19 protein-coding genes and 1 pseudogene are annotated in these 22,423 nt (G+C 62.3%); 4 read left to right on the forward strand and 16 right to left on the reverse strand.

Annotation, left to right across the window (positions count from 1 at the left end):
- Positions 1-4 precede the first annotated feature (4 nt).
- From nadD to LVD11_RS01200, 3 genes are all read right to left on the reverse strand, one after another.
- Positions 5-700, reverse strand: coding sequence for a nicotinate-nucleotide adenylyltransferase (gene nadD / locus LVD11_RS01190; RefSeq protein ID WP_237055131.1), 696 nt, complete (start codon positions 698-700; stop codon positions 5-7).
- A gap of 46 nt (positions 701-746) precedes the next feature.
- Positions 747-2,036 carry a glutamate-5-semialdehyde dehydrogenase gene (locus tag LVD11_RS01195; protein WP_369413297.1) on the reverse strand — a complete coding sequence of 430 codons (1,290 nt, stop codon included), beginning with the start codon at positions 2,034-2,036 and terminating at the stop codon, positions 747-749.
- A gap of 119 nt (positions 2,037-2,155) precedes the next feature.
- Positions 2,156-2,731: an LON peptidase substrate-binding domain-containing protein gene (locus LVD11_RS01200; RefSeq protein ID WP_237055133.1), complete on the reverse strand. Its 576-nt coding sequence runs from the start codon at positions 2,729-2,731 to the stop codon at positions 2,156-2,158.
- A gap of 127 nt (positions 2,732-2,858) precedes the next feature.
- Between LVD11_RS01200 and ypfJ the strand changes: the two genes are divergently transcribed.
- The gene (ypfJ, locus tag LVD11_RS01205; protein ID WP_237055135.1) at positions 2,859-3,746 is read left to right on the forward strand and encodes a KPN_02809 family neutral zinc metallopeptidase; all 888 of its coding nucleotides are present in this window, start codon (positions 2,859-2,861) and stop codon (positions 3,744-3,746) included.
- Positions 3,747-3,833: 87 nt separating this feature from the next.
- Positions 3,834-4,124 (forward strand): annotated as a pseudogene (locus LVD11_RS01210) (peptidylprolyl isomerase); the annotation flags it as partial.
- Positions 4,125-4,338: 214 nt separating this feature from the next.
- Here LVD11_RS01210 and LVD11_RS01215 read toward each other — a convergent pair.
- The 4 genes from LVD11_RS01215 to mpl form a co-directional block, all read right to left on the reverse strand.
- The gene (locus tag LVD11_RS01215) at positions 4,339-6,927 is read right to left on the reverse strand and encodes an efflux RND transporter permease subunit (protein ID WP_237055139.1); all 2,589 of its coding nucleotides are present in this window, start codon (positions 6,925-6,927) and stop codon (positions 4,339-4,341) included.
- 77 nt (positions 6,928-7,004) lie between these two features.
- Entirely contained in the window at positions 7,005-7,277 is a 273-nt protein-coding gene (locus LVD11_RS01220) for an Rdx family protein (RefSeq protein WP_369413298.1), read from the reverse strand.
- Complete coding sequence (locus LVD11_RS01225; RefSeq protein ID WP_255775187.1) at positions 7,274-7,906, reverse strand: flavin prenyltransferase UbiX; 633 nt, start codon at positions 7,904-7,906, stop codon at positions 7,274-7,276. Before LVD11_RS01225 ends, LVD11_RS01220 begins: the two co-directional genes overlap by 4 nt.
- A gap of 11 nt (positions 7,907-7,917) precedes the next feature.
- On the reverse strand, positions 7,918-9,309 hold the full coding sequence (gene mpl, locus LVD11_RS01230; protein WP_237055141.1) for a UDP-N-acetylmuramate:L-alanyl-gamma-D-glutamyl-meso-diaminopimelate ligase: 1,392 nt from the start codon (positions 9,307-9,309) through the stop codon (positions 7,918-7,920).
- Positions 9,310-9,470: 161 nt separating this feature from the next.
- Here mpl and LVD11_RS01235 point away from each other — a divergent pair, with 161 nt between their 5' ends.
- Entirely contained in the window at positions 9,471-10,733 is a 1,263-nt protein-coding gene (locus LVD11_RS01235) for a 6-phosphofructokinase (protein ID WP_237055144.1), read from the forward strand.
- Between the two features lie 70 nt (positions 10,734-10,803).
- Here LVD11_RS01235 and LVD11_RS01240 read toward each other — a convergent pair whose 3' ends face one another.
- From LVD11_RS01240 to LVD11_RS01280, 9 genes are all read right to left on the reverse strand, one after another.
- Entirely contained in the window at positions 10,804-11,808 is a 1,005-nt protein-coding gene (locus tag LVD11_RS01240) for an LLM class flavin-dependent oxidoreductase (protein ID WP_369413299.1), read from the reverse strand.
- Positions 11,809-12,121: 313 nt separating this feature from the next.
- Positions 12,122-12,313: a DUF3185 family protein gene (locus LVD11_RS01245; protein ID WP_237055148.1), complete on the reverse strand. Its 192-nt coding sequence runs from the start codon at positions 12,311-12,313 to the stop codon at positions 12,122-12,124.
- A gap of 245 nt (positions 12,314-12,558) precedes the next feature.
- Positions 12,559-12,987, reverse strand: a complete 429-nt coding sequence (locus LVD11_RS01250; RefSeq protein ID WP_237055150.1) for a DUF6326 family protein — start codon at positions 12,985-12,987, stop codon at positions 12,559-12,561.
- 121 nt (positions 12,988-13,108) lie between these two features.
- Entirely contained in the window at positions 13,109-13,573 is a 465-nt protein-coding gene (locus LVD11_RS01255) for a hypothetical protein (RefSeq protein ID WP_237055153.1), read from the reverse strand.
- Between the two features lie 280 nt (positions 13,574-13,853).
- Positions 13,854-16,676 (reverse strand): ExeM/NucH family extracellular endonuclease, encoded by a 2,823-nt coding sequence (locus tag LVD11_RS01260; RefSeq protein ID WP_237055155.1) that lies wholly within the window; start codon positions 16,674-16,676, stop codon positions 13,854-13,856.
- Positions 16,677-16,982: 306 nt separating this feature from the next.
- Positions 16,983-17,570, reverse strand: a complete 588-nt coding sequence (msrA, locus tag LVD11_RS01265; RefSeq protein WP_237055157.1) for a peptide-methionine (S)-S-oxide reductase MsrA — start codon at positions 17,568-17,570, stop codon at positions 16,983-16,985.
- A 78-nt stretch (positions 17,571-17,648) separates the two neighbouring features.
- On the reverse strand, positions 17,649-18,818 hold the full coding sequence (locus LVD11_RS01270; RefSeq protein WP_237055159.1) for an iron-containing alcohol dehydrogenase: 1,170 nt from the start codon (positions 18,816-18,818) through the stop codon (positions 17,649-17,651).
- Positions 18,819-18,833: 15 nt separating this feature from the next.
- On the reverse strand, positions 18,834-20,222 hold the full coding sequence (locus LVD11_RS01275; protein ID WP_237055161.1) for an aldehyde dehydrogenase family protein: 1,389 nt from the start codon (positions 20,220-20,222) through the stop codon (positions 18,834-18,836).
- A gap of 61 nt (positions 20,223-20,283) precedes the next feature.
- Positions 20,284-21,681, reverse strand: a complete 1,398-nt coding sequence (locus tag LVD11_RS01280) for a glutamine synthetase family protein (protein WP_237055163.1) — start codon at positions 21,679-21,681, stop codon at positions 20,284-20,286.
- 185 nt (positions 21,682-21,866) lie between these two features.
- Between LVD11_RS01280 and ppa the strand changes: the two genes are divergently transcribed.
- Complete coding sequence (gene ppa, locus LVD11_RS01285) at positions 21,867-22,403, forward strand: inorganic diphosphatase (protein WP_233006094.1); 537 nt, start codon at positions 21,867-21,869, stop codon at positions 22,401-22,403.
- The last annotated feature ends 20 nt before the right edge of the window (positions 22,404-22,423 follow it).

Consider the following 22,423-nt stretch of genomic DNA (forward strand, 5'->3'; position numbering starts at 1 on the left):
CACCTTAAATCTGGCCGGCACTACCGCCGGCTCCTGTATAGAGTTGCTTATCCTCAATGTACTGTAAGACCGCCGCCGGGAGCAGGAAGCGCGGTGAGCGCCCGTCCCTTACCAGCTGGCGGATCCGCGTCGCCGAAATCGGCAACATTGTCTGCTCGCGCACCACCAGGCGCCCGCCTGGTTCACTGAGCAGGTCATGTATGTCGCCGGCGTGACGTTCGAGCAGCCCTGCCACTTCCTCGCTTCCGGGCCCGGAGTGCCGGTGCGGCAGCTGCCAGCCGGGGCGCGTCACCACCACCAGGTGGGCCAGCTCCAGCAACCGCTCCCAACGGTGCCAGGACGGCAGGGTGAGCAGTGAATCCAGCCCCATACAGAAGCTCAGGGACACTCGCGGCCCCATCTCAGCCCGCAGCTCCTCCAGCGTATCCACGGTAAAGGTGTCGCCACCCCGCCGGAGTTCGCGCTCATCGAGCTGCAGTTCGCGGCACCCCTGCAGGGCGATGGCAAGCATTTCGCGCCGGTGCGCCCCGGAGACCCCGGGCGTTTCGCGATGTGCCGGGCGATGGCTCGGTAACATGCGCATTTCGTCGACCCCCAGCACCTCTTTCAGTTCCAGCGCCATGCGCAGGTGGCCGAAATGCACCGGGTCAAAGGTGCCTCCGAAAAGTGCGACAGCGTGCAATTTCCGCTTACCCTCCATGCCTGGTTCCCCGGTCACTGCCCGGCGGCTCCACCTGTGTGCTGGATCACTGGCGAACCTGCCCGTCGCCCAGCACGATCCATTTCTGCGAGGTCAGGCCCTCCAGCCCCACCGGGCCGCGGGCATGAATCTTATCCGTACTGATACCGATTTCAGCCCCCAGGCCGTATTCAAAGCCATCGGCGAACCGGGTCGAGGCATTCACGATCACGGAACTCGCATCCACCTCGGCGAGGAACCGCCGGGCGCGACTGTAGTCTTCGGTGACAATGGCCTCGGTATGGCCGGAACCGTAGCGGGCGATATGCTCCATGGCATCGTCCAGGTCCGCCACCACGCGGATCGCCAGCACCGGCGCCAGGTATTCCTCGTTCCAGTCGGAATCCCTTGCCTCGGCACAGTCGCCCAGCACCTGCCGGGTACGCGGGCAGCCGCGCAGCTCCACCCCCTTATCGCGATAGGCCGCCGCCAGCCGCGGCAGGACCTCGTCCGCTACGGCGTCGGCCACCAGCAGGGTCTCCATGGCGTTGCACACACCGTAACGGTGTGTCTTGGCATTGAGGGCGATATTGAATGCCTTGTCCCGGTCAGCCCGATCGTCGATGTACACGTGGCAGACCCCGTGCAGGTGCTTGATCACCGGCACCCGGGCATCCCGGCTGACACGTTCGATCAGGCCCTGGCCACCGCGGGGAACGATCACGTCCACGTATTCGGGCATGCTGATCAGCGCGCCCACCGCAGCGCGGTCCGCGGTATCCACCACCTGTACCGCAGTCTCCGGCAGGCCCGCCTCACTGAGGCCGGCTGCGATGCAGGCGGCGATGGCGCCATTGGAATGCAGGGCCTCACTGCCGCCCCGCAGGATGGTGGCATTACCGGACTTGAGGCACAGGCTGGCCGCGTCGATCGTCACATTGGGACGCGATTCATAGATGATGCCCACAACCCCGAGCGGCACCCGCATCTTCCCCACCTGGATACCGCTGGGGCGGTAGGACATGTCCTGGATTTCCCCCACCGGGTCCGGCAGCTCGGCAATCTGCTGCAGGCCGCGAATCATCGCATCGATGCGCTCGTCATTCAGCTCCAGCCGGTCGAGCAGTGCGGCGTCCAACCCGCTGTCGCGGCCGGCCTGCATATCCCGTGCATTGGCCTCCATGATCGCCTCTCGCTCACGATCCAGCCGGGCTGCAATGGCATGCAGGGCGCGATCCTTGGTGGCGGTGCCCGCCCGGGCCATCAAGCGGGACGCCGCACGGGCGGCGCGCCCCATCACGGCGATGCGTTCCTCGGCTGATTGCTGCCCGGTGGCTGGCGTACTGACACTGTTCACTGTGGTTCTCCGTGCTTATCGCTTCGTGACCGCTGATAAATAGGGCCGCGCAGTATAACGCACCGGCGGCAGAATGCGGCCAATCGGGGCGCGGGAGTTAAAACACGGCAGGCCCGGGGCTACTCCCGGGTCCAGCGATCCAGGTTGGAGGCGATGGTGGCAAGGCGCTCGAGGGGATCTTCTGTGGACAGTAACTCTATCCGGACGCTGTCCTCCAGTGGCAGCAATTGCGCAAGCTGCCAGGAAAGGGCATCGGCGGAGTCTACCGGGGAGAATTTCAACGACAGCATGGCGGCGTGCTCCTTCAGCTCCTCCAGCATCGCCAGCAGGCCATCGCATTCCGGGGGCACCGGCTGCTCCGGCCGATCGGGCAACCACTCCACATCCCCCAGCAGCAATTCATCCTCGTCGCGGCGGGTATCCAGCACCCGGAAACGGCGCTCACCGCGCACATCGACGTGCAGCAAGCCCTCATCCCCCTGGCTCCAGTCGACAATCTCCACCTGCACACCGACAGGCCAGATCTGGGCCCGCCCCACCTCGCCACCGGAGCGGATCAGCACAACGCCGAAGCCTCTGTCTGACTTCAGCGACTCAGTCACCAGGCGCAGGTAGCGCTGCTCAAAGATGCGCAGTGGCAGAGTCACGCCAGGGAACAGCGCAACGCGCAGGGGAAACAGGGGGATCTGCTGCAAAACGGGCTCTCACTCCGGTCCGTGGTCTCCTTCAAAGATAACACCTCGCAGACGCCAGCCCATACCTGAAAAAGAATTTTGTGCCACCTGGTCTAGACTCAAGGAAAAGTGGTTGTGGAGAGTCTGCATGCGTTGGCAGAAGGGTCGCAGAAGCAGCAACGTGGAGGATCGCCGCGGTGAATCCAGTGCTGGCAGCCCCGGCGGCCTCGGTAACCTGCTGGCCCTCGCGCCCCTGCTGCTCCGCAGCAAGACCGGCTGGGTGATCCTGGCGGTGCTGGCGTTGCTTTACTTTTTTGGCGGCAACCAGCTGTTCACTGGAGCCCCGCCGGGACAGGACAGCGGCCAGGGACAGTCCGGAGCGCCCGGGGGCACTGACACGGTAGCTGACTTCGTCTCGGTCGTACTCGCCGACACTGAGGATACCTGGGGGCAGCTGTTCCAGGCCGCGGGCTCCCGTTACGCTCCGCCCAAGCTGGTCCTGTACGACGACATGATCCGCTCCGCCTGCGGCACCAGCTCTTCCGCTGTAGGGCCCTTTTACTGCCCCGGCGACGGCAAGGTCTACCTGGATCTCGATTTCCTCGGTGCGCTCCGGCGCATGGGCGCCCCCGGTGATTTCGCCTTTGCCTATGTGATCGCCCACGAGGTGGGACACCATGTCCAGAACCTGCTGGGCACCTCGCAGAAGGTGCAGCAGCTACGTATGCGGGCAGACAACGCCACCGCCAACCGGCTATCCGTGATGCTGGAGTTACAGGCCGACTGCTTTGCCGGAGTGTGGGCCTTCTATGCCCATCGCGACCGCCAGATGCTGGAACCCGGGGATATCGAGGAGGGCCTGGCCGCAGCCGCGGCCGTAGGCGATGACGTGATCCAGCGTCGTTCCGGCCGGGCCGTAACACCGGATGCTTTCACCCACGGCAGTGCCAAACAGCGAATGTACTGGTTCAAGCGCGGCTTCACCTCCGGGGATGTCAACCAGTGCAATACTTTCGCCGCCATGTCCGGTCAGTAGGACAACTCCGCAGGTGATTTTGCAACAGCGGCTGCTAAGCTCCCATCGCGTCGGGTATCATCGTCAACCTTTCAGACCAAAACCGGAGACATACTCATGCCGAAAGCCACAGCGCGCCACATCCTGGTAGAGACGGAAGAAAAATGTGAGGAACTCAAGAAGAAAATCGAAGGAGGTGCCGACTTCGCCAGCATCGCCCAGGAGCAGTCCAAGTGCCCCTCCGGTCGCAATGGCGGTGACCTCGGTGAATTCAGCAAGGGCCAGATGGTGCCGGAATTCGATGAGGCCGTATTCACCGGTGAGCTGAACAAAGTGCTCGGCCCCATCAAGACGCAGTTTGGTTACCACCTGGTAGAGGTCACCAGTCGCACCGACTGATTGGCATTCCTGCCGGGGGCAACTATCCACTTCCCCCCAGGCAGCGAACCGGGACGGCATTGGTACTGGGCCAGTGCCGTCGCAAGCACCTCGCCACGCCCGCCATCTCTAAAGGCCGCTAACATTCCCCTCCGGGTCATCAAGCTGCCCGGAAACCTGCCATAAACACCGTCCCCAGCGTCATAGGACGGCACAGGCCCGGCCTGTGCCGGTGTTACTCGACGACCGCGCGGGCCTCACCTTCCCCCTCAGTCGCCGTTGCCGGCTTTCCCCGCGCCTCCGGCGCCGAGAACGGCTTGATCAGCAACAGCAGCAACGGCAGCAGGGTCAGGGACCCCAGCAGGGCAGCCGACATCGCCAGCGCCGTCAGCAGGCCGAAGTAGATCGAAGGCACGAACTTCGACAGCGCCAGGATAGAGAAACCGGCGATAATCGTGATGGCGGTATAGAACATGGCCCGGCCAATGGTCGCATGGCTGCGGTGCATGGTCGCCACGTAGTCCCCATCCTTGGCGAATTCGGCACGGAACCGGTACAGGTAGTGGATCGCGTGATCCACACCGATGCCCACCGTAATCGCGGCAATGGTGATGGTCATCATGTCCAGCGGGATACCCGCCAGGCCCATACCACCGAGCACCACGGTGGCCGCGAGCATATTCGGGATCAATGCAATGATTGCCAGCCACAGCGAGCGGAACAGCACCAGGAACATCAACAGGATACCGATAAAAACCGCTCCCAGCGTCAGGATCTGGGATTTGAACAGGCTCTGCAGCATGTTGTTATACAGCACCAGCAGGCCGGTCTGGCGGATATTCTCGGGGGCAATACCCAGGTCGTTGTGGGCATAGTCGTAGATGCGCTGGATCAACTCATCCCGGCGCAGGTTCGGGTCCGTCTCCATCACCCGCAGGGTGATCCGCGCCTGGTTATGCTCCAGGGACAGGTAAGGCTCCACCAGGACGTCGCTGATTTCCTCGGGCAGGCTAGTCCGGGCCACCGCCAGCTCGAAATCGTTCAGAGGGCCATTGTTCAGGTCGCGCGCCACCTTGTAGAGGGTCGCCAGTGACTGCACCTTGCCGATTTCGGGCTGGTTCTCCAGGTAATCGTGCAACTTCTCGATCTTGTTCAGACCGGCCACGCTAAACCAGTAGCTGTCCTGTACGCCCTGCCCTTCCGCTGCGAAGGGGTCGTCAGCGGCAAAGGGATCCTCTGTCTCAGCGTAATCATCGCCCCCCTCGACGGCGAAGGGATCTTCCTCCCCCTCAAAGGCGGGCTCTTGCTGCTCAGGCTTGTCGAGGATGATATCCAACGTCACCGTCCCGCCCAGGCGCCGGTCGATCACCAGCATCCCCTGGTAGATTTCGGTGGAACTGTCGAAGTAATCGATAAAGCGGTTCTCCACCCGCAGTTGGGTGACCCCCGCCACGCTGACGACGGCCGCTATTGCGGCAATACCCAGCACGATACCGCGGCGGTGCTCGGCAAAGCGTGAAAACAACAGGGTAAACGCATGGGAGTTATCCTGGCTGACCCCATCGCTGCGCTTGGCCAGCAGCATCAAGGCTGCAGGGATAATCAGGAACGACATCACCAGCGCCAGGGACACGCCAATCACCATCATCCAGCCAAAATCAATCACCGGCCGGATTCCGCTCACCACCAGCGACGCAAAGGCCACGATAGTAGTCAGGGCGGTATACAGGCAGGGCTTGGCCATAAACCGCACCGCCGCCAGCGCCAGCTCCTCCCGGGACCAGTCCGGGTTCTGCGCGACGAGCTCCCGGTAACGCACCGACAGGTGGATGGTGATGGCCAGGGTAATAATCAGCAGCAGCGCGACAAAATTGGCGGAAATCACTGTCAGGCGCCAGTCGAGCCAGCTGAGCAGGCCCAGCATGATCACAGCGGTGGTGATACAGGTTGCCAGGGGCAACAGCACCCAGCGCACCTGGCGGAATATGATCAATAGGGTAACGATGATGAACAGCAGGATACCCACCCCGAACACCACCAGGTCGCTTTTGATAAAGGCGATCATATCGGCAGTGATCATGGAAACACCGCCGAGGAACAGCTCCGCGTCTCCCCGGTAACCATCCAGGATCCCGCGAACCTCTTCCACCCGCTCCCGGGACTCCAGGTCTTCTTGGGTGCGGTGTTGCAGGTAGGTCTCGCTCACTTCCTCCAGCCGTGCCGCCTCGGCCTCGGTCAGGCCCTCCTCATTGCGCTTGCGCCGCAGGGCGTCCCGCTCGCGCACCAGTTCAATGCCGCGCTGGTCCAGTTCAAGGTTGACCAGCAATGCTGTGGTCTGGCCATCGGGGCTCAGGATAAGGTCGCGGTAAATCGGGCTCGACAGGAATTCCTCTCGCGCCTTGTCCTTATCGGTACCCGGCATGGACAGGGTGCGGATGCCATCGGAGAGCTCGGAGATGGCGGGCTTGGGGCTGTAGAGCAACGGAACGTCGAGAATGGTCTGCACACTCTCGACACCACTGACCTGTGCCAGCTCGTCACGCAGGCTGCGCAGGGTCGCCAGGGACTCATCCTGGAACAGGTCGCCGTGGCGATACTTGTATGTGACCACCAGGAAATCACCGGTGGCGTACCGCTTTGAGATCTTGCGGTAATAATCCAGCGCATCATCGGTTTCCAGGGTCAGGGAATCCGCCGAGGCATCGATTTTGAAGCGCGGCAGGCCCGCCGCCGCGGCCAGCGTCAGCAATACCACAAGCGCGAGCACCGTTTTTGGGCGCCCGGTTACCAGCTTCTCGTAAAAGGTCTTGAAAGCAGACAGCATAAGTTTTCGCTATGTAATCGTAGTAACAGGTTCCCACCCGCTGATATCAGTACGGAAACCGCCGGGCTGTGCACCACCTAGCGGTCCACGTGCCCCAGGTCCCGGCCCGGGAACAACAGATCCCGAACCCGACGTTTAAGTTCCTTTGGGGAGGGGAATCCCCCGTCCCGGACACGCTCCCAGATGGGCTGGCCTTCCACGGAAATCTCAAACACACCCCCGCTGCCCGGCTGCAGGGCTACCTGCTGCAGGTCGTCGGAGAAGGTATATAACAGCTCCTGCGCCATCCAGGTGGCACGCAACATCCAGTTACACTGGACGCAGTAATGAATGGTCACCGAGGGTTTCACTGCCCGCCTTCCTCGCCCCAGCGCGGCAGCAGGGCCTGATCCAGCCCCAGCTGGTCCAGCAGGCGCGCCACCACGAAATCAACAAGGTCCTCCACCGTAGCCGGCCGCTGGTAAAAGCCCGGGCTGGCGGGCAGGACCGTGGCGCCCATACGTGTCAGCTTGAGCATATTCTCCAGGTGGATTTCAGAGTACGGCGCCTCTCTGGGCACCAGCACCAGTTGGCGCCGCTCTTTCAGCGCGACATCCGCAGCCCGCTCGATCAGGTTATTGGACGCCCCACAGGCGATGGCCGACAGGGTGCCACCGCTCGCCGGGCAGATCACCATGCTGGCCGGGGCACCGGTTCCCGAGGCCACCGGTGAGAACCAGTCCCGCTTGCCGAACAGCTTCAGCTGGCCCTCCCGCGCACCGTAACGAGCGGCCAGGAAGGCTTCCACCTCGGCTTCGCCGCCTCCCGGCAGCTGGCAATCGGTCTCGGTATCGATGACCACCCGCGCCGCATCGGAAAGCAGCAGCCACACCCGGCAGTCCGCGGCCAGCAGGCACTGCAGCAGCCGCAGCCCGTATTGCGCCCCGGAGGCACCGGTCATCGCCAGGGTGACGGTTTTGCTGAACTGGTCCTGGGACAAAGCGGATTCCCTCAAGTTGCTGCGCCGCCGTGTTTCTGCTCCAGCGCCGCGAGCAGCCGCTGGTGTATGCCACCGAAGCCGCCATTACTCATGATCACGATGTGACTGCCCGGTTCGGCCAGATTTACGGCGGATTCTACCCCAGCCTCTATGTTGTCGAAAATCTTGGCTGGCACAGGGGAGTGGTGCACAACATCACCCAATGACCAGTCCATACCCTCGGGCTCGTACCAGAGCACCAGGTCGGCACCGGCACAGGCCTTGGCGAGCCTGCCCTGGTGGATTCCCATACGCATGGTGTTGGAGCGCGGTTCAATCAGGGCAATGATGCGGTCACTGCCCACTTTGGCCCGCAAGCCGTTTAGCGTGGTCTCGATCGCGCTGGGGTGGTGGGCAAAGTCATCGTAGACGCTGATATTACCGATACGTCCCAGGCACTCCATGCGCCGCTTGACCCCCTCGAACCGCTGCAATGCCTCCGCTGCGACGGCCGGGTCGACGCCCACATGGCGTGCCGCCGCCATCGCCGCCAGGCCATTGCGGACATTGTGCAGGCCGGTATAGGGCCACTCGACCCGGGCCACCTCGGCCCCGCGGAACTGTACCGCAAAGGCAGTTCCGTCAGCCGAGATATCCACTGCGCACCAGTCCCCCAGGCGCACACCATCCTCTCCCTCGCAGGTGAAACGCTGCACCTCGGTCCAGCAGCCCTGCTCCAGGACCTGTTCGACCGCCTCGTCCGGCGCCGACACGATCAGGCCATTGCCGGGCACAGTGCGGACCAGGTGGTGGAACTGGCGCTGGATGGCCGCCAGGTCGTCAAAGATGTCCGCGTGGTCGAACTCCAGGTTGTTGATCACCAGGGTCCGCGGCCGGTAATGGACAAACTTCGAGCGCTTGTCGAAGAAAGCCGTATCGTATTCATCCGCTTCCACCACGAAGAAGGAACTCTCGCCGAGGCGCGCAGACACATCAAAGTTGCGCGGCACTCCGCCGATCAGGAAGCCAGGCTTCATACCCGCGTGTTCCAGCACCCACGCCAGCATGCTGGCGGTGGTGGTCTTGCCGTGGGTGCCGGATACCGCCAGCACCCAGCGCCCGCCCAGGAAGTGGTCGCAGAGCCACTGCGCCCCGGAGGTATAAGGAAGGCCACGGTCCAGTACTGCCTCCACCGCCGGGTTACCCCGGGAGAGCGCATTGCCAATGATGACCAGGTCGGGCGCCGGCTCCAGCTGGGCCGGATCATAACCCTCGGTCAGGTGGATCCCCGCCCGCTCCAGCTGGGTGCTCATGGGCGGGTAGACGTTGGCATCGCTGCCGGTCACTTTGTGTCCCTCTGCCACCGCCAGCTGGGCCAGGCTGCCCATGAAGGTGCCGCAGATGCCTAGAATGTGAATATGCATACTGTAAAAGATGACTCGTGCTGGTCGCGAAAGCGGGCAAGCTTACCACGCCGTCCTGCGCCCGTGATTGTCAAATCCCCCGGATTCCTGTGCAAATGCAACCCCGTTCCAGTAGAATCCGCCCCGCAATTTGCCCGTCTCAGCCCGTTTGTAGGATGACCATGCCCAAGAAGAACGCTTTTTATGCCCAGTCTGGCGGTGTTACCGCCGTGATCAACGCCTCGGCCTGCGGGGTCATCGAGGCCGCCCGCGAGCACCACGACCAGATCGGCAAGGTTTACGCGGGCCTTAACGGTATTTTAGGCGCCCTGCGCGAGGAGCTGATCGACGTGAGCCTGGAGAGCGTGGATTCCATCACCGCCCTGCGCCACACGCCGTCCGGCGCCTTTGGCTCCTGCCGCTACAAGCTGAAGAGCCTGGAAGACAACCGGGCCGAATACGAGCGCCTGATCGAGGTATTCAGGGCCCACGACATCGGCTACTTCTTCTACAACGGCGGCGGCGACTCCGCGGATACCTGCCTGAAAATTTCCCAGCTGTCCGAGACCATGGGCTACCCCATCCAGGCCATCCATATTCCCAAGACCGTCGACAACGACCTGCCCCACACCGACAACTGCCCGGGCTTCGGCTCAGTGGCCAAGTACGTGGCGGTATCGACCAAGGAGGCGGCCCTGGACGTGGCCTCCATGTGTGACACCTCCACCAAGGTATTTATCCTCGAGGTGATGGGCCGCCACGCCGGCTGGATCGCCGCCGCCGGCGCCCTGGCCCAGGAACATGAGGGCGACGCCCCGCACATCATCCTGCTGCCGGAAGTGGCCTTCGACCGGGAGAAGTTCCTGACCAAGGTACAGCAGACCGTGGACGAGAAGGGCTTCTGCGTGGTGGTGGCCTCCGAGGGCGCCCAGTATGCCGATGGCACCTTCCTCGCCGATGCCGGCACCACTGACGCCTTCGGCCACAAGCAGCTGGGCGGCGTGGCGCCGACCCTTGCCACCATGATCAAGGACGAGCTGGGCCTGAAATACCACTGGGCCCTGGCCGACTACCTGCAGCGCGCTGCGCGCCACATCGCCTCCGCCACCGATGTGGCCCAGGCCTACGCCGTGGGCCACGCCGCAGTGGAGATGGCACTGAACGGCAAGAACGCCATTATGCCCTGTATCCTCCGCGACAGCGGCCCGGAATATGGCTGGTCCATCGGCGAGGCGCCGCTATCAGAGGTGGCCAACGTCGAGAAGATGATGCCCAGGGAGTACATCAGCGAGGACGGCTTCGGCATCACCCAGGCCGGGCGCGACTACCTGCTGCCGCTGATCCAGGGCGAGGACTACCCACCCTACAAGGACGGCGTGCCCCAGTATGCGCGCCTGAAGAAGCAACTGGTCGAGAAGAAGCTGGAAGAGACCTTCAAAGGCTGACGCCAGGGCTCTTTCGGCCCCTGGTAGAGAAAACCCCGCAACAGCGGGGTTTTTCCGTTTTGGGGTCTTCCTATGCCGGCGGGCGCACCCGCTCCGCCAGCAGCTCCCCGGCAATACGGAAAGACTCCAACCTCGCCTCATGGTCGTACATGGCCCCGGTGACGATCAGCTCATCCACCCCTGTACGCTCGAGGAAGCGGTCGATAAAGGCGGCCACGCCTTCCCGGCTCCCCACCGCGGTCTCCGCCAGTGCCTGCGCCACCTGGCGCCGCTCCGCCGCCGGGGCGATGGATTCCGGGTCTTCCACCGGCGGCTGCAGTGGCCCCGGCGTGCCACGGCGCAGGGCAATAAACTGTTGCTCAACCGACGTCATCAGCCGGCGCGCCTGCGCCCGGGAATCCGCCACGAACACGTTAACGGCCGCCGCGGCGTAGGGGGCATCCAGGTACGCCGACGGCTCGAACTGCTCCCGGTACAGGTGCAGCGCCCGGTCCAGCATGGCCGGGGCGAAATGGGAGGCGAAGGCAAACGGCAAACCCAGCGCCGCCGCCAGCTGCGCGCTGTACAGGCTGGAACCCAGCAGCCAGACCGGCACCCGCAGCCCGGCCCCGGGTACGGCCCGTACCTTCTGCCCCGGCTGCTCCGGTTCGAAATAGTGCAGCAGCTCCTGCACGTCCTCGGGAAAATGGTCAGCGGCAGTGCTCGGGTCGCGCCGTAGCGCCATCATGGTGGCGCCGTCGGTTCCCGGCGCCCGCCCCAGCCCCAGCTCCACCCGCTCAGGGTAGAGGGCAGCCAGGGTACCGAATTGCTCGGCGATCACCAGCGGCGCGTGGTTGGGCAGCATCACCCCGCCGGCGGCCACGCGGATCTTCTCTGTGCCCGCCGCCACATAACCCAGTGCCACCGCGGTGGCCGCACTGGCCACCCCGGGCATATTGTGGTGCTCGGCCATCCAGAAACGCCGGTAGCCCCACGCCTCCGCGTGTCGCGCCAGGTCGCGGGAATTGCGCAGCGCCCGGCCGGCGTCGCCGCCTGTGGTGATCGGGGACAGGTCGAGCAGGGAATAGGCTTGCACGGAGACTCCTGATAAACGAAAGGATAACGGTAGTCGCACAGAATAACGCCCCCGGCAGCCCCGGCTCAAAGCCAGTGCCCCGGGCGCTGCACACGCGTCAGGAACAGAACCAGCGACCGCTATGCCAGCAGCCTGCGATCCCCAGCCCTCTGGCCATGTAGCAACTCCGGCTCAGGTAAGGCCAGCCCTACCCGCACCCCAGGAGTAACAGGCCAGTTCAGCAGGTGACGCAGCCAGCCCCGCGCCGAGGGCATCGGCAGAGGGAAGCAGGAAAAAGAAAGACGTGGCCATCCGGCAGACAGCCACCAAGGCCTCACTTCACCCTCAGGAAACCGATGGCAAAACAGATAGCACCGCCGACCATACCCACCCAGGCTTCCGCGGGAGAATCGCCGGTGATCGCCCGGGTAAGCTCGGAACTGGCCGAATCGTAAATGTTGTACCCCCATATGACCGCCGCGACACCTACGACCATCAGTACGACACCGAGATATTTCTTGTTCATACAGCTCCCAAATTTATAAATGGCAAATGTGCTGGCAGGACTCTGGCAGAACTGTCACACACTACTCAAATCGGTCAGGTTACAGCCATAACGGCCATTAGGACGCTATGGGCCGCAACTTTGCCAGGCCGAAGCCTCACTATACAGGGTGTCTACTAAATGTGGGTAAGTCTTGCACCTAACACTCAGAACAGTGGCGAGCGTAGCGAGTCCCGTGGCCAAAGGCCACGACCTGCTTGTCCTTGTTATGCGCAAATAGGTGAGGTATAGCCAACCCGCTTCCAGCTCCATGCATACCACACGATAAACAAAAGAGTTGTAACTTCAACTAACACGAAAAATATATAGAATATCGCTGGATCTCCAACTAAGACCGATGCCAGTAAGCCAAGGGCATGTAATGTAGCTATTACAACATTTGCCCAACGATTTATTCCATGTTTTAAAACGCGCGAAAGAATCACCATAACCATCGCCAATTCAAGGAAAATGGCAGCACCAAGCAGCATTTCAGGAGAAGTTAAACTGTTAATCAACTCCGCGTCTTCGCCGCCTGTGCTCGCTTCGCCTCCCATCAGGTTTAATACATCAGCATAAATAATATTTAAAATATAAAACACCCACAAAGTGGACAAAATAACCCTTCTGTCAACCGAGCTGTTTTCACTTTCCATTTTTCTCACTCCGGTTTTTGTAATTTTATGAATTCCTCGTCGTCGAAAACATCAACTTCTGATCTACTCTGAGTTACTTTTTTACGCATGACGCCCACAGATCAGCAGTTTACTGCGTCCCTTACCTAAACTTGTTAGGGGCGGCTAGCCAGAACGCTAAAGCGCCCACAAGGCCGCACACCCCGAGAAAAAGAACACCCTGCGTGAACTGAAGCCAGCCAGCTAGCGTGGGTACACCATCCATCATTGTTTGCACGCCATTTACAGACGCGCTTGTTTTAAGCTCTGAATACTTTAGAGGCCAAGTCAAGACTGCCATTGGCATTGCGGCCAAACAAAAACCAGCACCCAAAGTCGACCACCAGCGAACCAACCGAAACTTGCGCAATACAAAATAGGCAGGCAAACCAAGCAACAACACAAATCCACCGGACACAAAAAAGCAAATCACAGCGAAATTTTTTGTGCGAACCCATATATATGGATCATCGGCCTCAAATATTTGAAATTGACCGTACAGATAACATACGACCATCAGCAAAGCTGGAAATGCTGCTGCTGATATGAACGCGAGCAATACTCTCATAGGCTACCTAACAGTTTATTCAATGGCGTGATCATACCTGCCCATATGCCTATATCTGGGCATGCGTGTCTATATCTAACCATTGGTGTCCATATCTAGCCATAAGTCAGTCCGACAGTCACTTTTATCGCTCTCCTGAGCGATTACACGCGATTACACCCTTATCTGACCCACTGCAAAAAAAACCCACAAACCCAGGTGCTCCATTGCCGGGCAATAAAAAGGACCCCGGAGGGCCCCTTTGTTATTCTGTTCTCTCTGAGATGCAATGGAATACTGGCTACCACCCCATATGGGGAATGGTGACCGGCCGGCTGGCCGAGAACTCGCGGCCGGTGTCGTCGGTGGCGACCAGGGTAATCCGGTAGCTGCCGCCCTGGCCATAGCGATGCCAGCCGCCGGTGCCTTGCTTTACAGTGCCGTCACCGAAATTCCACCTGTAGCCCCGCCCATGCGCCCCCTTAGTCCGGGCGCTGACCCACACCCAGCTCAGGAACCGGTGTAACCGGAAGGCCAGCGGTTGCGTGTCTTTGCCATCCGGCGCATCTACCTTACGGACAATGGTTGTGCTGGCACCGAGATTATCTTCCACCAGCAGGGTTACGGTGTATTCCCCAGGTACCGTGTAGCGGTGCCTGGGGTTCTGCTCGCTGCTGCTTGCACCGTCGCCGAACATCCACTGCCAGCGGACGATTTCACCATCCACGTCTGTGCTGCGGTCTGTGAACTGGACATGGCGCTTGCTGGTATCGAATGCGAAATCGGCCTGCGGCGCGCTGTTGGCGCGGGGCAGGTCCAGTTCCACGATTACCGGGTCGTGGTCGGAGGCGCGGTAGGGGTCGGCGCGATAGAAAGTGTTTATCTGCTCCGCACTTTTATGCTCGGTGTTGTAGTCCAGCGCCCGCGGTTCGTCGGCATTGACAGGCCATATGGTGGCCGCGGTAACCGATGACGCCAGGGCGGCGTTGGCAAGGGCGTGATCCAGGTAACCCGCCTGGCCGGCGAAGACATAGGAATAGGCCTCGCCGCCACCAGAACCGGCCAACAGATCGGTATAGCCCGCATCTTCCAGGGTGGTGATGGGGTTCTCCCTGGCGTAGCTGTTCAGGTCACCAATGACCAGCACGCCTTCCGTGCCCGTGCCCGAGGGATCTGCGGCAAGCCAGCTTGCCAGTGCATCGGCAGCCTGGGTGCGGACCAGGTTCCAGCAGCCCTGGCCATCCCCCTGGTCATCATTGAGGCTGCCGTCGTTGGGGCAACTGCCCTTGGACTTGAAGTGGTTGACGGCTACGGCGAGGGTTCCGCCGCTGGATAGCTCCTGAAATGCCTGCAGAAGCGGCTGCCGGTTGCTGTCATCGAACGGGTAGCTGTCCAGGGTAACGGCCGGGCCCAGGGGGTGGACCCGGTTACTGCGGTAGACGATGCCCACCGCAATCTGGTCGCCTCCCAGCTGCGCCGTGGCCGGGTCGACAAATGCATAAGTGTCCGCACCAGTGGCAGCATTCAGCCCGTCGACCAGGTCATGGATGGCGCTCCCGGGCCCGTAGCCATCGTTCTCGATTTCCATCAGGCCGATGATGTCCGCATCCATGGCGTGGATCGCGGCAATGATTTTTTCGCGCTGCCGCTGGAACTCTTCGAGGGTATCGGCACCGCGGTCGGTGGGAAAGCCACCACCCTTGCCGTCGCCATTGAAGTAATTCAGCACATTGAAGCTGGCCACCCGCAGACTGCCCTCCCCCGGCAGCTCAGGCGCCGGGCTTCGCGCATTGGTGTCACTGAACCGTGGCGCCTCTACCGGGTGGACACGATAGGCATCGAAACCGTAGCCGATCACCCCACGCAGGCCGCTCACCATTGTGCCGGCGCGAAGGCTGTTGTCCGCGCCCAGCTGCGGCGCCGGATAGGGAATCACTGCGGGATTCCGCACCGTGGAACCGTCATCCAGCAGGATACGGTTCAGGTCATTGGCGGCCTGCCGGGCAAGGGCGGCCGAACCGGGCTCGACGACATTGGTGGGAATAAACAGGCGGCCGGAGGAAAGCTCCACTTCACCGTAACGGGCCAGGTCGTAATTGCCGGTGACGGTCAGGTCCTGCGGAAACTCCACCAGCATGCCCTCGAAGCGCTCGGGCGCATCGCCGCTGGCGAACGGCAATACCGGCTGTGCAGCGGTGACACTGTGGCCGCTGCTACAGACTTTCACACCGTCGATTCCGGTCAGCTCGGTAAAGCCGTAATACTCGGTAATCACGCCACCGACCCGTACCAGGTCACCCAGTCGCACATCGGTACCAACCCCGTTGTCATAAACGAACAGGCCTTCAGAACTGGTATCGAGTCCGTCCTGGTCAGCGTCCTCTTCCTGCAGGAAAAAGCCACCCAGTGCAGTCGCGGTATTCTGGAACTCCCCAACCACTACAGCCTCTACCTCGATGCGCTCGCCGACGAGCGGGCTGGAGGCACCGGTACCCTGCACGGCGCTGATCAGGGTGGCGGACTCGCCGCACTGGCCCAATGCAATGCCTCCCCCGCCTGACCCCCCGTGCCCACCGAGACCACCAAAGCTGTCCAGCCCGGCGCTGGACCACTCGAGGGCCGGGTCAAAAGCGGTGTCGCCGTCGCTGCGGCCGCTGGCCACCCCTTCGTTGCGTCGCAGTGTCTGGTTCTGGGTACCCACCGCGCTGTCACCCCACTGGCTGCCAGGGTCCACACCAACCTGGCCGATCACGTCCACCGGTTGTCCCAGCCGGCTCAGCACCACGGCGTCGTCGCCATTGAACAGGCCACCGCCGTAGGTATGGTCCGCCTGCGCCAGTATGGCCGCATCCGCATCGCGATGGGCAAACACGAACACCTCCCCGTCGGCGAGGGTGCCGGCCAGCGGCACACTGGCGCCCGGGAGGGCGGAACCGTTGAAGTAGACCTTCACCGCATAGTCCGCCAGATCCACCGGTGAACCGGTGCCATTGAAGATTTCCAGTGCCTTGTTGTCACTGCTGCCCTCGATATATTCGGAAATCAGCAGGTCCGCGGAAGCCACACCGGGAAGGGTACTGGCGAGAAGTAAAGTGGGCAGCCATGCCCGTTTGAACTGTTTCATTAAGGTTATCCCTGTCGTTCTCGTACAGTGGAAGCTGGGCTCGCTGGATCGGGGTTGCCACCCTCACCTTCAGCTTCGAGCATGCAATTGATCGCTTCCCTGAAAGAATGGATTTCCGGAACGACCGTTTCCGGAAACGCGACAGGATGGCAGCAGATTTATAACAACAGATGAGAATAAGATGAAGAATTGCGGTACAGGAGGTTACCGTGCGGAGCAATTCCCACGATATGCGTGACCGGTGACTGACAATGTGAAAAAGCCCGCGGTATTGCGGGCTCTCCATCAACAAATCCAGGTTAACGGTCAGGACGCTTCCCACACCTCTTCCAGCCGCTGGTCACGTCCACAGCGGTAGCGATAAAACTTGTAGCGCACCGGGTTGCGCTGGTAATAGTTCTGGTGATACTCCTCGGCCGGGTAGAAGGTGGCCGCAGGAACGATCTCCGTAACAATTTTCTTGCCGAGTTTTTCCTCCAGAGCCTGCTTGCTTTCCTCCGCCTGGCGTTTCTCGCGCTCGTTGGCATAGAAAATGGCACTGCGGTACTGGTTGCCGCGATCACAGAACTGGCCACCGGCATCAAAGGGGTCCACGTTGCGCCAGAATACTGCCAGCAACTGTGGATAGCTGACCTTGCTCGCATCATATTTCACCTGCACCACCTCGGCGTGGCCGGTGCGACCGCTGGATACCTGCTCATAGGTTGGGTTTTCCACCTTGCCGCCGCTATAGCCGGAGGTGGTCTCCAGCACACCCTCGAGCTTGTCGTATGGAGGCTCCATACACCAGAAGCAGCCGCCGGCGAAGACCGCGGTGCGGATACTCTTGGTGTCGTCCTGGGCAAGCGGGGCAGCCGCGGTCACAAGCAGTAGCACAACCATTAACCAGCGCATTTTCACTTTTCCTTCTTCGTAAACTCTGTTGAGGGGATACGCATAAAAGCAGACCCCGGATTCCGATGCCACTATTGCTCAGACCAGGCCCCGCAAGGCCTGTCCCAATATTGCACTGTAACCTGCCGCATCGAGCGCCACCGGGTTCCCGGCCGATGCCGCATCGGCCACTGCCATCTGGCCCACCTGCTCCGCCTGCTCGCTACCAATCCCGATTTCCTCCAGGCTGTGAGGGATACCGATTTCAGCGCGCAGGGCCAGTATCCAGTTGAGCACCCCGGCAAAGCCTGGCTGGGGCAAGTCGAGGTAGCGGGCCAGGCGGATCATGCGCTCCTCCAGCGCGGCGCGATTCGCCTGGAGCACATAGGGCATCAGGACCGCATTCAGTAGACCGTGGTGGGCATCGTAAAGCGCCCCCAGTGGATGGGACAGCGCATGCATGGCCCCCAGTCCCCGCTGGAAGGCCGTGGCTCCCATGCTGGATGCCACCAGCATCTGCTGGCGGGCCTCGAGATCACGCCCATCCGCCACCGCACGGGGCAGGTACTCCTGGACCAGCCGCATCCCCTCCAGTGCGATGCCCTCCGCCATGGGGTGATAACCCCGGGCACAGAAAGCCTCCAGGTTGTGCGAGAGCGCATCCATGCCAGTGGCGGCGGTAATACTGTGGGGCAGCCCGACTGTCAGTTCCGGGTCCAGGATTACGGTTGCCGGCAGCATCTTCGGATGGAAAATGATGCGCTTAACCCGGGCCACCTCATCGGTGATTACGGATGAGCGCCCCACTTCCGAACCGGTGCCGGCAGTGGTGGGCACGGCAACCACCGGCACCATGCCGGCCTCGTCCACGCGGCGAAAATTATCGCCGACGTCCTCGAAATCCCACAGTGGCCGCCGCTGCCCCGCCATCAGTGCGATAGCCTTGGCCGCGTCCATGGCCGAACCGCCACCGAACGCTATCACCCCGTCGTGCCAGCCGGCGCGCAAAGCTGCCACACCGCTGTCCACGTTTGCGCCGTTGGGGTTGCTTTTCACATCGGCAAACACTGCGACATTGAGGCCTTCGTTGCGACAGATTCGCAGCGCGCTCTCCACCATGGGCAGGTCCGCCAGTCCCGGGTCCGTGACCATCATGGGGGAATGGATACCCAGCTCGAGGCAGGCACCGGGCAATTCCACCACGCGCCCGGGGCCGACACGCATGGCGGTGGGGTAGTTCCAGTCGACGGAGAGAGGGGGGGTTGTCATGGGACACCTCGGTGCTCAGGGCTGTCGCTTCAGGTGGAAGGATTTGGGACGGGTCAGGTGCTCATAGCCGATACCGGACAGGGTGCAGCCGCGACCGGAGTTCTTGACGCCGGTCCACGCCAGTGCCGGGTCGAGATAGTCGCAGCGGTTCATGAACACCGTTCCGCACTCCAGCCGCTCTCCCAGCGCCAGCGCCGCCTGTTCGTCCGTGGTGAATATCGCGGCGGTGAGCCCAAAATCACTGTCGTTCATCAATGCCAGCGCCTCGGCGTCGTCCCGTACCGGCATCACCCCCACGACCGGGCCGAAGGATTCCTCGCGCATGACACGCATCCCGTGGTCGACCCCGGTGAGCAGCTGCGGCGCCAGGTATGCGGTGCCGCGCCGGTCCTCGGCAAAGGAAGCGGGATTGACATGGGCGGTGGCGCCACCGGCGATGGCTTCATCCACCTGGGCGCGGACAAAGTCCGCTGCCTCGGCACGCACCAGCGGGCCCAGGGTGGTTTCGGGATCATCGGGCCGGCCCAGCCGGTAGGCACGCACTGTGGCCACGGCACGTTCGACAAAGGCGTCGTGCAGGGACTCGTGAACGTAAATGCGCTCGATGCCACAACAGGACTGGCCCGAATTGAAAAAAGCACCGTCTACGGCGGCCGCTACAGCGTGGTCCAGGTCTGCATCGGCGCGGACATAGGCCGGGTCCTTGCCGCCCAGTTCCAGGCCGAGCTGGATAAAGCGACCTGCAGCAGCATGCTCTACCACCCGGCCACCGGCTACCGAACCGGTAAAGGCTACATGGTCCACTTCCGGGGCGCGCACCAGGCTCTCGGTATCGGCGTGGGACAGGTGGAGGTACTGGAATACCCCCTGTGGCAATCCCGCTTCAGCAAACACTTCCACCATATGCTCTGCGCACAGCGGCGTTTGCGCGGAGTGCTTGAGAAGTACCGCGTTACCGGCCAGCAGCGCCGGCACCACCGCATTCACCGCTGTCAGGTAGGGATAGTTCCAGGGCGCCACCACCAGCGAGATGCCCAGGGGTTCGCGCCGGATCAGCCGCGTGAATCCGGGCTTCTCCGGCAGGCGGATTTCAGCCAGCCCAAGTTCCGCGATTCCCGCCATGTAGTTGGCCCGCTCTGCAAAGCCGAGGAGTTCGCCACTGGCAAAGCGGATGGGCCGCCCCATCATCCAGCACAGCTCCTCCCCAAGTTGCTCCCGGCGATCCTCCGTCAACATTACCGCCTGGCGCACAATGGCCACCCGCTCGGCCAGCGGCGTGCGGGCCCAGGCCGGTTGCGCCCCGCTGGCCAGCTCCAGCGCCGCGCCGATTTCCTGCGCCGCCGCCAGTGGGCGCTCGACATAAACGGCATTATCGACAGGGGATATACATTGCAGTTTTTGCATGGATTCCAGGGTCCGATCACTCTCAGGGACGGTCGGCAACGGCTTCAGTGCCCGGCCCGGTTCAGATAATTTCGAAGTAGCGCTCCAGCTCCCAGTCAGTCACGTGGCGCCGGTACTCCCGCTCCTCCCACTCACGGCTGGCGGCGAAATGGTCCACAAAGCTGTTGCCGAACAACTCCCGGGCGGCGGCGGACGCTCGCAGCCGCTGCGCGGATTCCCACAGGGTACGCGGCAGCGCCAGTTCGTCCGGCTGTTCGAGCGCGTAGGCGTTACCGGCCACGGGGTCACCGGGCTCCCAGCCCTGCAGGATGCCGTACAACCCGGACCCCAGCGCCGCCGCCAGTGCCAGGTAGGGATTGGCATCGGCGGCACCGAGGCGGTATTCCTGCCGCTGGGACTTGTCACTGCCGGGTATCACACGCAGGGCGGCAGTGCGATTTTCCACGCCCCAGGTGGCGCCGGTGGGCGCCCAGAAGCCGGGCACCAGCCGGCGGTAGCTGTTGACCGTGGGGGCCATCAGGGCGAGCAGCTCCGGCATCAGCCGCTGCTGCCCGGCGAGGAACTGCCGCTGCACGATGCTCATGCCCTGTGGCTTCTCCGGGTCAAAAAAAGCCGACTTGCCCGTGTCCCGCTCCCGTAACGACAGGTGGATGTGCCCGCTCTGGCCGGGGTAGTCACCGGACCAGCGGGCCATAAATGTCGCCATCAGGCTGTTGCGCTGGGCCAGCACTTTGAGGAAGGTCTTGAACAGTGCCGCCTTGTCCCCGGCAGCCTCCACCTCATCCACGGCGATCGCCGCCTCCAGCACCCCCGGCCCGGTCTCGGTGTGCAGGCCCTCGATGGGGAAATCCATTCGCTCGCCCAGCTCCAGTATCTGCCGGTGCAGTTCCGAATGGACTGAGTTGCGGATGACCGAATAGCCAAACCAGTCCGGGGTAAACGGCTTCAGGTTGCGGAAGCCCTTCTCGCGGGCTGAATTCGGAGTCTCGTCGAACAGGAAAAATTCGTACTCCAGCGCCCCGAACGGTTCAAAACCCGCCTCGCGACAACGCTCCACCACCCGGCGCAGAATGCCCCGGGGACAGACGGCCTCTGCCTGCCGGTCGAACTCCGCCAGGAACAGCAGCATACCGTCCTCGAAAGGAATCTCCCTGCAGGTGTGCGGGAGGATACGCACCGGGGCATCCGGGTAGCCCGTATGCCAGCCGGTATAACTGGCGTTGTCGTACAGCTGGTCCTTGACGTCCCAGCCCAGCACCACGTCGCAGAAGGCGAAGCCGTGTTCCAGGGCGGAGAAAAATTTGTCGCGACTCATATACTTGCCGCGCATCACCCCGTCGTTGTCGAACAACCCCACCTTGACGTGGGTCAGCTGGCGCTCTTCGACAATTTTCCGGGCCTGGGCGGCAGTCCGTACTTCTCGCGGCGAAAATCCGGGGGTCTGGCTCGGGTCGAGCATCGGGGGCCTCGCTATTGTTGTTATCCACCAGCGGGTATCTCGCTAACAGCATAGTCAATGCGGAGCCGTCCTGTGACTGCCGGGCCAGGTACGTCCCGGTGGCGCCGTGGCGCTTTCAGCGATGCCGCGCAGGGTTTATAATCCGCCCTCCCAATTTTTCGTCCACTTTTTAATCAGGAACAGCAATGAGCTTCGACAAGGTTTCCGCAGGTAAGGACCTGCCCAACGATATCAACGTCATCATCGAGATCCCGGCCAACCACGACCCGATCAAGTACGAAGTGGACAAGGATGCAGACGCGGTGTTCGTGGACCGTTTCGTAGCCACCCCGATGTTCTACCCGGCCAACTACGGCTACGTGCCGCAGACCCTGTCCGAGGACGGCGATCCCCTGGACGTGCTGGTTGTGGCACCCTACCCGGTAATGGTGGGTTCCGTGATCCGCTCCCGCGTGATTGGCGTGCTGAAGATGACCGACGAGTCCGGCGTCGACGCCAAGCTGCTGGCGGTGCCACACACCAAGCTGACCAAGCTGTACGATCACGTACAGGAAATCGGCGACCTGCCGGAACTGCTGCTTAAGCAGATCGAGCACTACTTCGAGAACTACAAGGCGCTGGAAGCCGGCAAGTGGGTGAAGGTAGACGGTTGGGACAACGCCGACGCCGCCCGCGCCGAGGTCATGTCCTCCCGCGAGCGCTACCTGAAAGAGGAAGGCTGAACACGCCACTCCGCCCAGGT

It is taken from the genome of Microbulbifer sediminum (assembly GCF_021729035.1).
GTDB classification, from domain to species: domain Bacteria; phylum Pseudomonadota; class Gammaproteobacteria; order Pseudomonadales; family Cellvibrionaceae; genus Microbulbifer; species Microbulbifer sediminum.

Excerpts from the sequence above, each read along its gene's own strand:
- LVD11_RS01260 (WP_237055155.1), bottom strand. The coding sequence starts at position 16,676 with ATGAAACAGTTCAAACGGGCATGGCTGCCCACTTTACTTCTCGCCAGT.
- LVD11_RS01275 (WP_237055161.1), bottom strand. The coding sequence starts at position 20,222 with ATGCAAAAACTGCAATGTATATCCCCTGTCGATAATGCCGTTTATGTC.
- mpl (WP_237055141.1), bottom strand. The coding sequence starts at position 9,309 with ATGCATATTCACATTCTAGGCATCTGCGGCACCTTCATGGGCAGCCTG.
- ppa (WP_233006094.1), top strand. The coding sequence starts at position 21,867 with ATGAGCTTCGACAAGGTTTCCGCAGGTAAGGACCTGCCCAACGATATC.
- ypfJ (WP_237055135.1), top strand. The coding sequence starts at position 2,859 with ATGCGTTGGCAGAAGGGTCGCAGAAGCAGCAACGTGGAGGATCGCCGC.
- LVD11_RS01215 (WP_237055139.1), bottom strand. The coding sequence starts at position 6,927 with ATGCTGTCTGCTTTCAAGACCTTTTACGAGAAGCTGGTAACCGGGCGC.
- LVD11_RS01235 (WP_237055144.1), top strand. The coding sequence starts at position 9,471 with ATGCCCAAGAAGAACGCTTTTTATGCCCAGTCTGGCGGTGTTACCGCC.
- LVD11_RS01270 (WP_237055159.1), bottom strand. The coding sequence starts at position 18,818 with ATGACAACCCCCCCTCTCTCCGTCGACTGGAACTACCCCACCGCCATG.
- nadD (WP_237055131.1), bottom strand. The coding sequence starts at position 700 with ATGGAGGGTAAGCGGAAATTGCACGCTGTCGCACTTTTCGGAGGCACC.
- LVD11_RS01255 (WP_237055153.1), bottom strand. The coding sequence starts at position 13,573 with ATGAGAGTATTGCTCGCGTTCATATCAGCAGCAGCATTTCCAGCTTTG.
- LVD11_RS01250 (WP_237055150.1), bottom strand. The coding sequence starts at position 12,987 with ATGGAAAGTGAAAACAGCTCGGTTGACAGAAGGGTTATTTTGTCCACT.
- msrA (WP_237055157.1), bottom strand. The coding sequence starts at position 17,570 with ATGCGCTGGTTAATGGTTGTGCTACTGCTTGTGACCGCGGCTGCCCCG.
- LVD11_RS01245 (WP_237055148.1), bottom strand. The coding sequence starts at position 12,313 with ATGAACAAGAAATATCTCGGTGTCGTACTGATGGTCGTAGGTGTCGCG.
- LVD11_RS01280 (WP_237055163.1), bottom strand. The coding sequence starts at position 21,681 with ATGCTCGACCCGAGCCAGACCCCCGGATTTTCGCCGCGAGAAGTACGG.